The sequence below is a fragment of the Acinetobacter sp. WZC-1 genome, assembly GCF_052544965.1.
This window is the reverse complement of record NZ_CP199370.1, coordinates 2,249,794-2,263,475: the sequence shown is the minus strand read 5'-3', so window position 1 is coordinate 2,263,475 and position 13,682 is coordinate 2,249,794. Positions and strand designations below refer to the sequence as shown.

The window sequence follows — 13,682 nt, the reverse complement described above, 5'->3', positions numbered from 1 at the left end:
GTACCAGCATTTTATGCCGGGGAACGCTATAATCGCTGCAGTGATTCACTGATATATGTCCTGAATGCAAAAATTTACCTATATTGACCTGTTCGCAGGGTGTGGCGGGTTGTCTGAGGGCTTTTCCCAGTCCGGTCATTTCGAAGGCATTGCCCATGTGGAGTGGGAGTTGCCAATGGTGGACACCCTGAGAAACCGACTGGTTGAGAAGTGGGGCTATGATGTGCAGACGGCACAGAAAACCGTGGTGCATTTTGATATCCAGAAAACGGATGAATTACTGTCCGGTAACTGGAGTGATGCATCAAAAGCTGTGTTTGGCAGCACCAACCATGAAGCGGTGCAGCGTCAGGGTTTACAGGGTCTGGCTGCCGGCAGAACGGTGGATGTGGTGATTGGCGGGCCGCCCTGTCAGGCCTATTCCATTGCCGGTCGGGCCCAGGACAAAAACTCCATGAAGGATGATTACCGTAATTATCTGTTTGAAAGTTTTGTTCAGGTGGTTAGGGCTTTTCAGCCCAAAATATTTGTTTTTGAAAATGTTCCGGGAATTCTTAGTGCAAAACCGGGGGATGTGCCGGTCATTGAACGTATTTATGCAGCATTTAAGGACATTGGTTATCAGATCAAGACCCCGGATACCCTGAAACAGGCGCAATATACCGCTTCAGATTTTGGTGTGCCTCAGAAAAGAAACAGGGTGATTATTGTTGGACTCAGAGCAGATTGTGATTTGCAGCTGGATCAGGTTTATGCAGCCATTGATCAGCAGAAAACTGAGATGGTGCAGACGGTTCAGGATGCGATTGGACATTTACCGGGCTTTTTCCCACTGGAACAACCGCTGCGGATAAAGTCCAGAAATATCTCGCATCAGGGCAAGGGTGAACCGATTGCACAGCACCAGCCGCGCTATCATAATCCGTCAGATATTCAGATTTTCAGGCAATGGGTGCAACGTGGAATGAACCGCCTGCCCAATGAAGAAAAGATCGGTTTTTACAACCAGCTCAAGGGAAAGACTTCGCGGCATGCCAAATATCGCAGCCTGGAATGGGATCAGCCTTCTCCGACCATTGTGGCGCACTTGTATAAGGATGGCCTGATGTTTATTCATCCCGATGCAAAACAAGCCCGCTCCATCAGCATCAGGGAAGCTGCATTATTACAATCCTTTCCGGTGGATTATCAGTTTATGGGCAGTGCGGGGTATTGTTATAAGATGATTGGCAATGCCGTACCGCCACGCATGGCTGAAAAAATCGCGCAGGGGATTGTCAGGTTCCTGGATCAATAAATGATGAAAATTTTAGTCGCCTGTGAAGAAAGCCAGGCAATTACCAGAGAGTTACGGGCATTAGGCCATGAAGCTTACAGCTGTGATTTATTGCCATGCAGTGGTGGACATCCTGAATGGCATTTCAATGTTGATGTATTTGAAATTATTAAAAATAATGGCGGGATACTGCAAAATGGTCAGGCGACGTTTGTCAGCGGCTGGGATATGATGATTGCACATCCACCCTGTACGTTTCTGGCGGTCAGTGGTGCGCGCTGGTATTATCATCCCGAAGATAAGCATTTGCCCATGAATCAGCGGCGTCCGCATCCTCGCTTTCCGACCCGGGCCAGGGACCGGGATGACGCCATTGCATTTTTTAAAGCGCTCTGGAATGCGCCGATTAAACGGATTGCCATAGAAAACCCCATTGGCATTATCAGTTCCCATATGGGCAAACCCACACAGATTGTACAGCCTTATATGTTTGGTGATGAAGCCACCAAGACCACCTGTTTATGGATGAAAAACCTGCCGTTGCTGCAACCGACCTGTATGGTGGGTAAAGGGGAACGGGTCATTTTTGGCAGTGGCAAGTCAATGCCGAAATGGTATGCCGATGCACTGGTCAAGGCAAAAACACCGGAACAGCGGCGTAATCTGCGCAGTAAGACTTTCCAGGGCATGGCAAGAGCGATGGCTGCTCAGTGGACCGCACCTGAAAACGAAGATGAAAATGCGGTGGGTTCATCACCGGATAAAAAAACCGTATAGAAAACAATATGAAAATGGCATAAAAAACAGAGTACAGTATCATCATTTCAGCCATTCATAATTCAATATACTGGCTTTTGGCGTTGTGGATCCATTCCCTGAATCGTACCAGTGACCATTGAAAATCATCGGCATTGCGGGTGGCACATTCCCACCAGATACAGACTTTCCAGCCTTGTTCCAGCAGCAAATGAATATTTTTTTCATCTCTTGCCACGTTCGACATGATTTTGTTTTGCCAGAATTGTTGATTGGTTTTAGGCCATTTAAAATATGCACAGGAATGTTTATGCCAGAAACAGCCGTTGACGAATATCACGGTATGGTACTTTTTGAGAATAAGATCGGGTTTCCCCGGTAATTCCCTGTGGTACAGCCGGTATCTGAAGCCCTGACGATGCAGGGCTTTTCTGATCATCATTTCGGGTCGGGTGTTTTTGTCCCGAATTGCTGACATATTCCTGGAGCGGGCAGGATCAACATTTCGTTTGACCTGGGGGGCTGACATGAAACTTCCATACATGATTACGGGGGATGACGGGATTTATCATAACCTGAAAATACCGAATTCAATAGAAACGACTGGATCAGACAGACCCCGGTGGATGGCCGGTGATGTGCGGATGGGCCAGGACACCCTGAAACTGGATATTATTGTAAATAAAAGCTGAAAAACCGGAGAAAAACGAACAATAAATTAAAAAAATACATTGGTTTGTCTGGTGCTTTGCGCTTTACTATTGCCGGGAGTTTATTTAGAAAATAAGGGATTATTCACTGCTCATGTTCAAGTCATTTTTTCCATATCCAAAGTGGTTCTTTTTATCTGTCATTCTCTGGTTCATCATCAATATGGTTGTGTGGTATCTCGGTGGAAATAGCTGGGGAGAGCTGATGGGTTTCCCCACAGGCTATGCCAGTGCAGAGTTACCGGTGGGTGTCAGCCGCTTATGGTCAGCCTCATTTCTATGGTTTTATTTATGGTTTTTTATCTCTACCGCAATCTTTGCTGCGTTCTGGCGTTTCAGGTCGGATAATCGCTGGCAAGGATGGTCGATTTGGGGGTCCGCATTTATCTTGTTTAATATTTGGTTTTCAGTCCAGGTCAGTGTAGCCATCAATGCATGGTATGGTCCGTTTTGGGATATTATTCAAAAAATGCTTGCAAATGGTGGTGGGGATATTAAAGAGCTTTATATGGGAACGTTAACATTCCTTTATATTGCAATGGTTGCAGTGACTTTGGCTGTTATAAATGCTTTTTTTACCAGTCATTATGTTTTCCGCTGGCGTACAGCGATGAATGAGTATTATACAGCTCATTGGGATCAATTACGCCATATTGAAGGTGCAGCGCAGCGTGTACAGGAAGATACCATGCGTTTTGCTACGATTCTTGAGGATTTAGGGGTGGAATTGATTAAAGCTATTATGGTTTTAATTGCATTTTTACCCTTATTGTTCCAGTTTTCAAAACATGTTCCAGAACTTCCAATTGTAGGCGAAATTAGTCACTCATTGGTTTGGGCAGCAGTTATTTGGGCAATCTTTGGTACGGTTTTGCTCATGGTGGTCGGTATAAAATTGCCTGGTTTGCAATTCAATAATCAAAAGGTTGAAGCAGCTTACCGTAAAGAGTTGGTTTATGGTGAGGATCATGCGAATCGTGCCGATCCACTGACGCTAAAAGAATTATTCTCAGGGGTGCGTAAAAATTATTTCCGCTTATATTTTCATTATGCTTATTTCAATCTCGTCGCAATTTGGTATAAACAGCTCGATATCTTATATAGTTTGATGGTGCTATTTCCTGCAATCGCCTCAGGCAAAATGACTCTGGGTTTAATCAATCAGATCGGTAATATTTTTGATAAGGTTCGTGAGTCCTTCCAGTATCTAATTAGTTCATGGAAAACCATTATTGAATTGCTCTCAATTCATAAACGTTTAAAAGCCTTTGAGTCGGTGCTGAATAAGTAAATTTAAAATTTGGGGTGGTTTCCCCTGAATTTGTTTCCATGACAGGCGACATGGAAGTCGCCAACGGGCAGAGGTTATATGGAAGTATCCTCTGCCTGACGAGGGATTTTTATTACTTTCGGTCCTTCAAAAGTCAGTAAAGCCTTCGCAACGTGATCCAATTTTATGATGAAAGTGGAGGCAGTGAGTCTGTTTGGGTGTATCCACGCCGGAGTCTTGCCGAATATGGTTCACTGTCAGGAGCTCATGGATTACTTTGGTTTCGTCCAGAGTAATCAAAAGGCATTGTTCATTCGCAGAACTCGTCGGATTGCGTCATTTGATTCAATATTTCGCGGAACCATTTTTGATTGATGCAGTCCTGCCTCGAACAACTGCGAATGACGGGGTCAAGTAATTTGAAACTGGTTATGAAAAGTGGTTTTTTAAAGCAGTTTGTGTCGTTTACAGCGTCATAACAGATGATCTGGACAGAGCGTGGTACAAAGGGAAAGATTGCAATTTGGAATTCCGCTTATGTCACGTTATGTTTATGCATTCAGCCGCCGCAAATTTGCTTATTTAAGTCGTTCATTGTTGATGGCAGCAGCAGTATTGGGGACCACACAAATGGCGATGGCAGGGCCAACAGTAGACCAGTTGAGTGATTGTCTGGTGAAAGCAACGACTGCAGCAGATAAAACCACAGTGCTGCAATGGACTTTTACTGCTTTGGCAGCACATCCTGATTTAAAGTCTTTTAGTAATGTTACGCCTGAGCAGAAAACTCAGTTGGATCAGAAATTGGCACAGGTGTTACAGCGTGTGATTGTAGAGCAGTGTTCGGCACAGACTAAAGCTGTGATTCAAGCAGAGGGTATTCAAGCAGTTGGAGAGGCTTTTCAGCAGTTAGGTCAGAGTGCAGGGCAGGATATTGTCAAAGACCCAGCGGTAAGACAGCAGTTGCAAGGTACCTTGCGTTATATTGATTTAAATAAATTGGTCACGACTTTTTTAACACCTGATATCTGGAATAAGTTGGGTGTGTTAAGAGGGGAGTGATGAGCTCTTGTTAGAGATTTTTAAAACTTTCTGGAAGTAATGAATCTATAGAATAGACTTCTTGCGAAAGTCTCATTTTTAATGATTTTGGATGCCAAAAATTCCTGAAAAATCATAGTTCATGGTTGTATAAAATTTGACTTTTGCAAGAGCTCTAATGAATGCGACATAAATTTTCGTGCCGATGGAGACATAAGAGGTTATAAAAGATACTTTTGAGTTATGATATTTCAAAGAGTAACTAACTATTGAGATATTTGGAGGGAGTAGATGGAAATCGAAACAAGTAGTGCCATTAGATTGTTTTTCCACAACTCCTCATTACAATTAGTTTACTTTGAAGCATTGGCTAATGCTTTAGATGCTGATGCAACTGAGATCCACGTTGAAGTGGATATACCATTATTTAAATCAGCTGAAAGATTGAGTATAAAAATTATAGATAATGGAACAGGATTTAATGAAGAAAATTTTATTAGATTTAAAACTCTATTGAAACCTCGTGATGATCTACATAAGGGCTTAGGTCGTTTAGTTTTTTTGAAATACTTCAACAAAGTAGAAATTGTTAGTACATGGGATAAATTTCGAAGAGAATTTATTTTTAAAGATGGTTTTGATGGTGCATCAAATTTAACAACTTCAAATATTGATCAAAAAAATAAAACAACATTATTTTTTACTGGTTTTTCGAATAAAAAAATTAAATCTTATGATGACTTAATACCTTCAGTATTAAAGTCAGAAATAATAAATCATTTTTTACCTACTTTGATTTCGTTCAAAAGCCAAAAAAGAGATTTTAGAATTACTGTAAAATTAAATACGCAAGATAAAAATTTTGATAGAGGGTTTTTCTCTCATGAAGAGATAGTAACTGCAGATGATTTACCTCGAATGAGTGCGGTTATTGTTGAGGATCATGGATTGGATCTTCACTCAGAGATTAAAATTTACTACCACGTAAACTTGGATGTTAAAGCTAAAGGTACTTCATTGGTAGCATTTAGTATTGATGGGCGCACAATTCCTATCAATAATTTAATACCTCACTCTTCGTTTCCTTCTGATTATCATTGTATATTTCTATTCGAGTCAGAATTATTTAATTCACATTCAGATAGTGCTCGTCAAAAAATAATTTTTCCTGATCATATTGATGAAAAAAAGCTATATCAGATTCTTAGAGGGGAAATAGGTAAAATTTTATCTGAAAAAATTCCTCAGATTAATGAACTTAATAAGAAGACTCAAAAAGAGTTTGAAGCTAAGTTCCCCCATCTTTTAGGTTTTTTTGAGACGGATACAATAGGTCTTATAGATAAAGATTCTGCTCTTAATACTGCACAACAAAAGTTTTTTCAAAAACAGAAAGAAGTTTTACAGAGTGATCATTTGAGTGATAGAAATTATGAAAAAGCTTTAGAGTTATCATCAAGAGCTTTAACGGAGTACATTTTATATCGTGAAAAAATAATTGACAAAATGACAGAATTTTCAGAAGAAAATAAAGAATCAGAAATTCATGATCTCATTGTGCCAAAATTTAGTGAGTATTATGGAGATGAAGTTAGCTCAAATGTCTATCAAAATAATGCTTGGCTTTTAGATGATAAATTCATGGTGTTTAGAACTATTCTTAGCGAAAAAAGAATGGACAAGGTCATAAATGCTATCCGTTTAGATGACGAAAAAGTAGATGACAATGGACGCCCAGATATAACAATGATCTTTTCAGCTGATCCATTAGACGTAGAAGCGGTAGATGTGGTGGTCGTTGAAATCAAGAAGAAAACTGATGATGAAAAAGAAAATCAATATGCTGTTAATCAGTTGATGAAACGTGCTAGGAAACTAGTGGAATATTGTCCGAAAATTCAAAGAGTTTGGTTCTATGCTGTAATTCAAGTGAATGATGAGATGGCAATTGGATTACGTCAGCAAAATTGGTCTCCATTATATTCTAGAGGTAAAGTTTTCTATCAAGAGTTCAAAACAGAAAAACCAAATGGTCACTTAGTACCAACACCAACTTTTATTATGTCTTTTGATGCAATCGTAAATGATGCAAAAAATCGCAATCATATATTCCTGGAAATTCTTAGAGATAGCATGAAGAAATTTTCTTAATAAGAAAACCTGCTCTAAAGCAGGTTTCCTTTTAAAATGAGTTCAGCTTAACCAATCAATTTCTTCATCAACTCATTCACTTGAGCAGGGTTGGCTTTACCCTTGGATGCTTTCATCACTTGACCGACAAGACCGTTAAAGGCTTTTTCCTTACCAGACTTGTATTCCTCAAGCATTTTTTCATTGGCTGCAAGCACGTCTTTGATGATCGCCTCAATCGCACCCGTATCGGTTTCCTGTTTCAAGCCTTTTTCAGCAATGATGTCATCTGCAGTTTTGCCTTCTTCCCACATAAAGCCAAACACTTGCTTAGCAATCTTACCGCTAATCGTGTTGTCAACAATACGTGCGATCATCCCGCCAAGTTGTTCTGCTGAAACAGGAGAGTCTTGAAGTTCAAGGCTGGCTTTATTTAAAGCACCTGAGAATTCACCCATCACCCAGTTTGCAGCAACTTTACCTTGAGCTGCGCCGCCAGAAGCAGTAACAACCGCTTCATAGAAGTCAGCCATTTCGCGTGACAGCGTCAATACATGCGCATCGTACTCAGTCACAGCAAAGTCAGCGATAAAGCGTGCACGGCGCGCTTTAGGCAGTTCTGGAAGGGCAGCACGCGCCGCTTCGATCTGCTCATCAGCAATGATCACTGGCAACAAGTCTGGATCTGGGAAGTAGCGATAGTCGTTCGCTTCTTCTTTCGAACGCATTGAGCGAGTTTCCATCTTGTTCGGATCGAACAAACGGGTTTCCTGATCGATCTTGCCGCCGTATTCCAGAATTTCCATCTGGCGTTCAATTTCAACATTAATCGCCTGTTCAATGAAACGGAATGAGTTGAGGTTTTTCAGCTCGCAACGCGTACCAAAAGGTTGACCCGGACGACGGAGTGACACGTTACAGTCAGCACGGAATGAACCTTCTGCCATGTTACCGTCAGAAATACCTAACCAACGCACTAGGGTGTGAATCGATTTGATATAAGCAACCGCTTCTTCAACTGAACGCATATCAGGCTCAGATACGATTTCAAGCAATGGTGTGCCCGCACGGTTTAAGTCAATACCCGACATACCTTCGAATTGGTCATGGATCGATTTACCTGCATCTTCTTCAAGATGGGCACGAGTCACGCCTATACGTTTCACAGTGCCATCTTCAAGCTGAATGTCGATATGACCCAGGCCGACAATCGGATTGTCCATCTGGCTGATCTGGTAGCCTTTTGGCGAATCTGGATAGAAATAGTTCTTACGCGCAAATACCGAAGCTTGGTCGATATAGGCATCAATTCCCAAACCGAAGCGAATCGCAAGATCAACCACTTCTGCGTTCAATACGGGCAACACGCCCGGCATGGCTAAATCAACCAGGCTGGCTTGCGTATTTGGGTCCTGACCAAATTCAGTCGATGAACCAGAGAAGATTTTAGACTGAGTGGCAAGCTGAGTGTGGATCTCAATCCCGATAACGACTTCCCAGCCGTCAATCAGTTTGGCTGAAGGAGCTAACTTTTGAGCGTCAGTCATTATGCATTCTCCTCAGCAATAGCCGCACGTCTGGTATGCCAATCTGTATTTTGTTGATATTGATGCACAATCGAAAGCAATTGTGATTCTGACCAATAGTTACCAATCAACTGTAAGCCAACGGGTAAGTTGTCTTTATCAAAACCAACCGGTGCGTTGATGGCTGGCAGCCCCGCCAGATTTGCAGCCAGGGTATAGATATCACCTAAATACATTTCAGTTGGGCTAAGGTTGGCACCGATTTTATATGCTGTGGTCGGCGCAGATGGCGCAGCAATCACATCAACATGTTCAAATGCTTTGAGGAAATCCTGCTGGATCAGGCGACGGACTTTCTGTGCTTTGACATAGTAGGCATCATAATAACCGGCAGATAGGGCATAGGTCCCAATCAGGATACGACGCTGGACTTCGGCACCAAAACCTTCAGAGCGTGAACGTTTGTATAAGTCCATCAGGTCCACTGGGTTTTCACAACGGTAACCATAACGCACACCGTCAAAACGTGACAGGTTTGATGATGCTTCCGCAGGTGCGATCAGGTAATAGGTTGGAACATAGCTTTCGGTCATGTTGAGATCAATCTCAATCAACGTTGCGCCCATGTCTTCAAGCTTTTTCAGTGATTCTTCAACGCGTGCTTTCACCTCGGCATTCAGCCCCGCAACATTGAAATATTGTGCTGGAATACCGATACGTAAGCCCTTGACCGATGTCTTGTTCAGGTTTGCAAGGTAGTCATCCACTGCTTTGTTGACTGATGTGGAATCTTTGTCATCATGACCGGCCATGACATTCATCAGGTAGGCACAGTCTTCCGCAGAACGTGCCATGGGGCCACCCTGATCCATTGAGGATGCGAAGGCAATCATGCCAAAACGTGACACACGGCCATAGGTTGGTTTTAAGCCGGTTAAACCGCAGAATGAGGCCGGCTGACGGATTGAACCGCCGGTATCTGTTCCTGTTGCAAATGGTGCGAGATCTGCAGCAACAACAGCTGCTGAACCACCTGAGGATCCTCCCGGCACATGTTCCAGATTCCACGGGTTTTTAGTTGCGTCGTAGAATGAACTTTCAGTGGTTGAACCCATCGCGAATTCATCCATGTTCACCTTGCCCAGTGTTACAAGCCCTGCGGTTTTTGCTTTGGCAATCACGGTTGCATCATAAGGTGAAATGAAGTTATCCAGCATTTTTGAACCGGCCGTGGTCTTAATGCCCTGGGTACAGAAAATATCCTTATGCGCCAGTGGAATTCCGGTCAGAAGATCAGCCTGTCCGGCCTTGCGCAAGTGATCCGCCGCTTCTGCCTGAGCCAGTGCCTGTTCTGAGGTCACGGTGATATACGATTTGACCTGCGGGTCAATACGGGCAATGCGGTCTAAGTAGTGCTGGGTTAATTCACGTGCAGAGAACTGAGCGGTGTTCAGGCCCTCGGTCATTTCACGAATCGATAAACGATGTAAATCAGTCATGAGTACAATTCTTTACGATTAAATTTAAAAATAAGTTCAACTGATTAAATATTATTCAATCACACGCGGTACAAGGTACAAACCATCCTGTACAGCAGGGGCAATGGCCTGATATTGTTCACGATGACTGGTTTCAGTCACGGTGTCCTGACGCAGTGGCTGAGGATGATCAAATGGGCTTTTCAGGGGATCAACACCATCGGTATCAATGCCTTTCAGGGTTTCCATCATCCCCAGGATTTTATTTAAACTTTGAGCGTATTCAGCAGATTGCGTCTCGTTCAGTGACAATCGGGCCAGACCGGCAATGGCCGAAATGGTTTCTGCATTTAAGTCTTCAGCATGCCGGGCATCTGATGTTGACATGATGTCTCACCTAATCAGTATCAAAAAAATAAAAATATCGTACGTTATAATAAGCGATTGACTTGTTCAAAGCATCACATTTAGTTAAAGTTGCCATCTTGCATCCACATAAAGTTTAACTGAGAACGACCCGTGATTCTAAAACGACTAATTGGCTTGTTTTCGCCAGATCTTGCCATAGATTTAGGCACCGCAAATACGCTTATTTATGCGCCTGGACGGGGCATTATATTAAATGAACCCACTGTTGTGGCAATTCGTCACAGTGGCTCACAGAAAATTGTTGCTGCGGTAGGCCTGGATGCCAAGCAAATGCTCGGCCGGACGCCAGCCAATATTTCTGCAATCCGTCCCATGAAGGATGGGGTCATCGCAGACTTTGAAGTCACTGAAACCATGTTGAATCGATTTATCAGTAAAGTCCATGAAAAGCGCCTGTTTCCACCTGCACCGCGTGTTGTGGTGTGTGTGCCGTGTAAATCGACACTGGTTGAACGCCGCGCCATCCGTGAAGCGGTATTTAATGCCGGTGCCCGTGATGTCCGTCTGATCGAAGAGCCGATGGCTGCTGCAATTGGTGCGGGTATGCCAGTTGAACAGGCATGCGGTTCCATGGTGGTGGATGTTGGTGGCGGTACCACGGAAATTGCCATTATTTCACTCCAGGGCTGTGTGTACGCAGATTCATTGCGTATTGGCGGGGATGTCTTTGATGAACAGATCATTAACTATGTGCGTAAGGCACATGGCTGTGTAATTGGTGAAACTACTGCTGAAACCATTAAGAAAGAAGTGGGTATGGCGGTGGCTGATGGAACCACGCTGGAAATTGAAGTACGTGGCCGTAATCTGGCAGAGGGTGTACCCCGCGCCATTACCGTAACATCAGACGAAATCAGCCAGGCTATTTCAGATCCACTGCAAAGCATTGTTTCTGCTGTTAAATCTGCACTTGAACAGACGCCTCCGGAACTGTCTTCCGATATCGCAGAGCGGGGTATTGTGCTGACGGGTGGTGGCGCCCTGCTGCGCAATATGGATAAATTACTGGCACAGGAAACCGGTTTGCCGGTGGTTGTGGCTGAAGATCCACTGACCTGTGTGACCCGTGGTGGTGGTAAAGTGCTGGAATTTTTTGATCATCCCAACCATGATATGTTGTTTGTAGGTTAAGCGAAGGACGGGGCGGTGCAACCGAATATTTTTTCAAGGCAACCGCCATCTTTTCGTTCATTCATCATTGCGGTCATCACATGTTTTGTTGTGTTATTTTTCAATTGGCGCATGCCTCATGTGATTCAGCCTGCAAGAGACGTTTTGTATGCGGCCTATAATCCAATATATGCCCTGGCAAGCTATCCGGTGTTGTCGAAAGAGTGGCTGAATCAGCAAACCAAATCTGAAGCACAGCTGCGCCGTGAAAATACCGCGATGAAAGCTGAACTGTTACAGGCACAGGTACGTCTGCAAAAACTTTCTGAACTGTCTGCTGAAAACACCCGTTTACGTGGTCTGCTGGATACGCCGCTGATTATTGATGGCCGTATGGAAATTGCGGAAGTCATTGGCACTGATGCAGACCCATTGCGTCATATTATTGTGATCAATCGCGGTTCAAGCAGCCATCTGAAAGTGGGGCAGACCGTGCTGGATGACAAGGGCATTATGGGCCAGATCATCAGTGTGTATCCACACAGCAGCCGTATTATGCTGCTGTCTGACAAGGAACATGCCCTGTCAGTGCGGCTGGAAAACTCGGGGTTACGCGCCATTGTGGTGGGAACAGGTGATCTTGGACGTCTGAAAATGGAATATGTACCGACCAGTGCCAATATCAAGGCCGGCGATAAAGTCTACAGCTCTGGTCTGGGACAGCATTTTCCGGCAGGTTATCTGGTGGGTACGGTATCTGCGGTGACCCGGCATAATTCGGGTGAATTTGCACAGATTGATGTCAAACCTGCGGCGCAACTTGCCGGCGGGCATCATGTGGTGGTGCTTTTTTCAGATTCACTGGCGATGGAGCAACCTTATGCTGATCGCTAAAAAATTATCTTCGGAAACACAGCGCAAAGATCCACTGTTTGTGATTGTGGTGTCGATTATTATTGGTTCCATCCTGATGGTTTATCCATTGTCCTATTCTGTCGCAGGATGGCGTCCACTCTTTATGATGCTGATTACCCTGTTCTGGGTATTGTGTCAGCCGTCATGGTGTGGGGTATGGTTTGCTTTCAGTATTGGGCTTTTTACCGATCTTTTACTGGATGCACCCCTGGGACTGAATGCCTTAAGCTATGTGCTGATCACATTTTTTGCACGTTATTTTGTGCGTGAAAGACGGATTCTGACATTTGGTAACCTGTGGGTGATTGCAGCTTTTGCCATTGTCGCGCATTTGTTATTCATGTTTATGGCGCAGGTGATTTCAGGGGTGCATTTCCCGATTGCCCGGCATTGGCAACCGTTATTGACCAGTCTGTTTTGCTGGCCTGTGCTGTATTCCCTGTTGAGAAGATGGCGAATTTAATCCTGGCCTCCGGCTCCCCACGACGCCGGGAACTGCTTCAGCAGCTGGGGCTGGTGTTTCAGATTCATGCTCCGGATATTGATGAGTCAGTCCATGAAGGGGAGTGGGCGGATCACTATGTCAGCCGGCTGGCAGAAACCAAGGCGCGCACTGTGCTCAGTACTTTCCCTGAAGCCTGTATTATTGCCGCTGACACCAGTCTTGCTGTGGATGGTCAAATTATTGGCAAACCAGAAAGCAAACAGCATGCGTTTGAGATATGGCATTTATTGTCTGGCCGGCAGCATGATGTATTGACCGGGGTCTGTGTGGCGACCCGTGAAAAAATCGTCAGCTGTGTGGTATGGACCCAGGTGGAATTTCAGCAACTCAGCCTTAGTGAGATGGAAGACTACTGGGCGACCGGTGAACCGCTGGGCAAGGCCGGCGCCTACGCAATCCAGGGGATCGCAGCACAATTTATTCCCCGTATTGCAGGGAGTTACAGCAATGTGGTTGGCTTGCCCTTATATGAGACGAAACAGTTATTAAAAGCGGTCAAGGCATTCAATTGACTGGCTGAACAGAATTTTTATCAT

General features: G+C 44.1%; 14 protein-coding genes. 10 read left to right on the top strand and 4 right to left on the bottom strand.

Annotated features, from left to right (window positions below):
• Positions 1 to 64 precede the first annotated feature (64 nt).
• A complete protein-coding gene (locus ACT6PV_RS10415; RefSeq protein ID WP_445116297.1) occupies positions 65 to 1,297 on the top strand; it encodes a DNA cytosine methyltransferase in 1,233 nt (410 codons plus the stop codon).
• Positions 1,298 to 2,053 (top strand): hypothetical protein, encoded by a 756-nt coding sequence (locus ACT6PV_RS10410; RefSeq protein ID WP_445116296.1) that lies wholly within the window; start codon positions 1,298 to 1,300, stop codon positions 2,051 to 2,053. It abuts the gene before it with no gap.
• A 55-nt stretch (positions 2,054 to 2,108) separates the two neighbouring features.
• On the opposite strand, the gene ACT6PV_RS10405 is transcribed toward ACT6PV_RS10410, so the two are convergent.
• Positions 2,109 to 2,561 carry a very short patch repair endonuclease gene (locus ACT6PV_RS10405; RefSeq protein ID WP_445116295.1) on the bottom strand — a complete coding sequence of 151 codons (453 nt, stop codon included), beginning with the start codon at positions 2,559 to 2,561 and terminating at the stop codon, positions 2,109 to 2,111.
• On the opposite strand from ACT6PV_RS10405, the gene ACT6PV_RS10400 reads away from it, so the two are divergent.
• The 4 genes from ACT6PV_RS10400 to ACT6PV_RS10385 all read left to right on the top strand — a co-directional run bounded on the left by ACT6PV_RS10400 (position 2,560) and on the right by ACT6PV_RS10385 (position 7,204).
• Positions 2,560 to 2,724 carry a hypothetical protein gene (locus ACT6PV_RS10400; RefSeq protein WP_445116294.1) on the top strand — a complete coding sequence of 55 codons (165 nt, stop codon included), beginning with the start codon at positions 2,560 to 2,562 and terminating at the stop codon, positions 2,722 to 2,724. The two genes, ACT6PV_RS10405 and ACT6PV_RS10400, sit on opposite strands and share 2 nt — an antisense overlap.
• A 112-nt stretch (positions 2,725 to 2,836) precedes the next feature.
• Entirely contained in the window at positions 2,837 to 4,033 is a 1,197-nt protein-coding gene (gene sbmA, locus ACT6PV_RS10395) for a peptide antibiotic transporter SbmA (protein ID WP_445116293.1), read from the top strand.
• Between the two features lie 516 nt (positions 4,034 to 4,549).
• Positions 4,550 to 5,074 (top strand): hypothetical protein, encoded by a 525-nt coding sequence (locus tag ACT6PV_RS10390; RefSeq protein ID WP_445116292.1) that lies wholly within the window; start codon positions 4,550 to 4,552, stop codon positions 5,072 to 5,074.
• A 270-nt stretch (positions 5,075 to 5,344) separates the two neighbouring features.
• Complete coding sequence (locus tag ACT6PV_RS10385) at positions 5,345 to 7,204, top strand: ATP-binding protein (protein ID WP_445116291.1); 1,860 nt, start codon at positions 5,345 to 5,347, stop codon at positions 7,202 to 7,204.
• A 47-nt stretch (positions 7,205 to 7,251) separates the two neighbouring features.
• Here ACT6PV_RS10385 and gatB read toward each other — a convergent pair whose 3' ends face one another.
• From gatB to gatC, 3 genes are read right to left on the bottom strand one after another with little or no spacing between them, the layout of a single operon-like run.
• Positions 7,252 to 8,730: an Asp-tRNA(Asn)/Glu-tRNA(Gln) amidotransferase subunit GatB gene (gene gatB, locus ACT6PV_RS10380; protein WP_445116290.1), complete on the bottom strand. Its 1,479-nt coding sequence runs from the start codon at positions 8,728 to 8,730 to the stop codon at positions 7,252 to 7,254.
• Positions 8,730 to 10,208, bottom strand: a complete 1,479-nt coding sequence (gatA, locus tag ACT6PV_RS10375; RefSeq protein ID WP_445116289.1) for an Asp-tRNA(Asn)/Glu-tRNA(Gln) amidotransferase subunit GatA — start codon at positions 10,206 to 10,208, stop codon at positions 8,730 to 8,732. The genes gatB and gatA overlap by 1 nt, the downstream gene beginning before the upstream one ends.
• 51 nt (positions 10,209 to 10,259) lie before the next feature.
• A complete protein-coding gene (gatC, locus tag ACT6PV_RS10370; protein ID WP_445116288.1) occupies positions 10,260 to 10,574 on the bottom strand; it encodes an Asp-tRNA(Asn)/Glu-tRNA(Gln) amidotransferase subunit GatC in 315 nt (104 codons plus the stop codon).
• Between the two features lie 132 nt (positions 10,575 to 10,706).
• Between gatC and ACT6PV_RS10365 the strand changes: the two genes are divergently transcribed.
• From ACT6PV_RS10365 to ACT6PV_RS10350, 4 genes are read left to right on the top strand one after another with little or no spacing between them, the layout of a single operon-like run.
• The gene (locus ACT6PV_RS10365) at positions 10,707 to 11,747 is read left to right on the top strand and encodes a rod shape-determining protein (protein ID WP_445116287.1); all 1,041 of its coding nucleotides are present in this window, start codon (positions 10,707 to 10,709) and stop codon (positions 11,745 to 11,747) included.
• Positions 11,748 to 11,762: 15 nt separating this feature from the next.
• A complete protein-coding gene (mreC, locus tag ACT6PV_RS10360; protein ID WP_445116286.1) occupies positions 11,763 to 12,620 on the top strand; it encodes a rod shape-determining protein MreC in 858 nt (285 codons plus the stop codon).
• Positions 12,607 to 13,104: a rod shape-determining protein MreD gene (gene mreD, locus ACT6PV_RS10355; RefSeq protein ID WP_445116285.1), complete on the top strand. Its 498-nt coding sequence runs from the start codon at positions 12,607 to 12,609 to the stop codon at positions 13,102 to 13,104. The genes mreC and mreD overlap by 14 nt, the downstream gene beginning before the upstream one ends.
• Positions 13,092 to 13,658 (top strand): Maf-like protein, encoded by a 567-nt coding sequence (locus ACT6PV_RS10350; protein ID WP_445116284.1) that lies wholly within the window; start codon positions 13,092 to 13,094, stop codon positions 13,656 to 13,658. The genes mreD and ACT6PV_RS10350 overlap by 13 nt, the downstream gene beginning before the upstream one ends.
• The last annotated feature ends 24 nt before the right edge of the window (positions 13,659 to 13,682 follow it).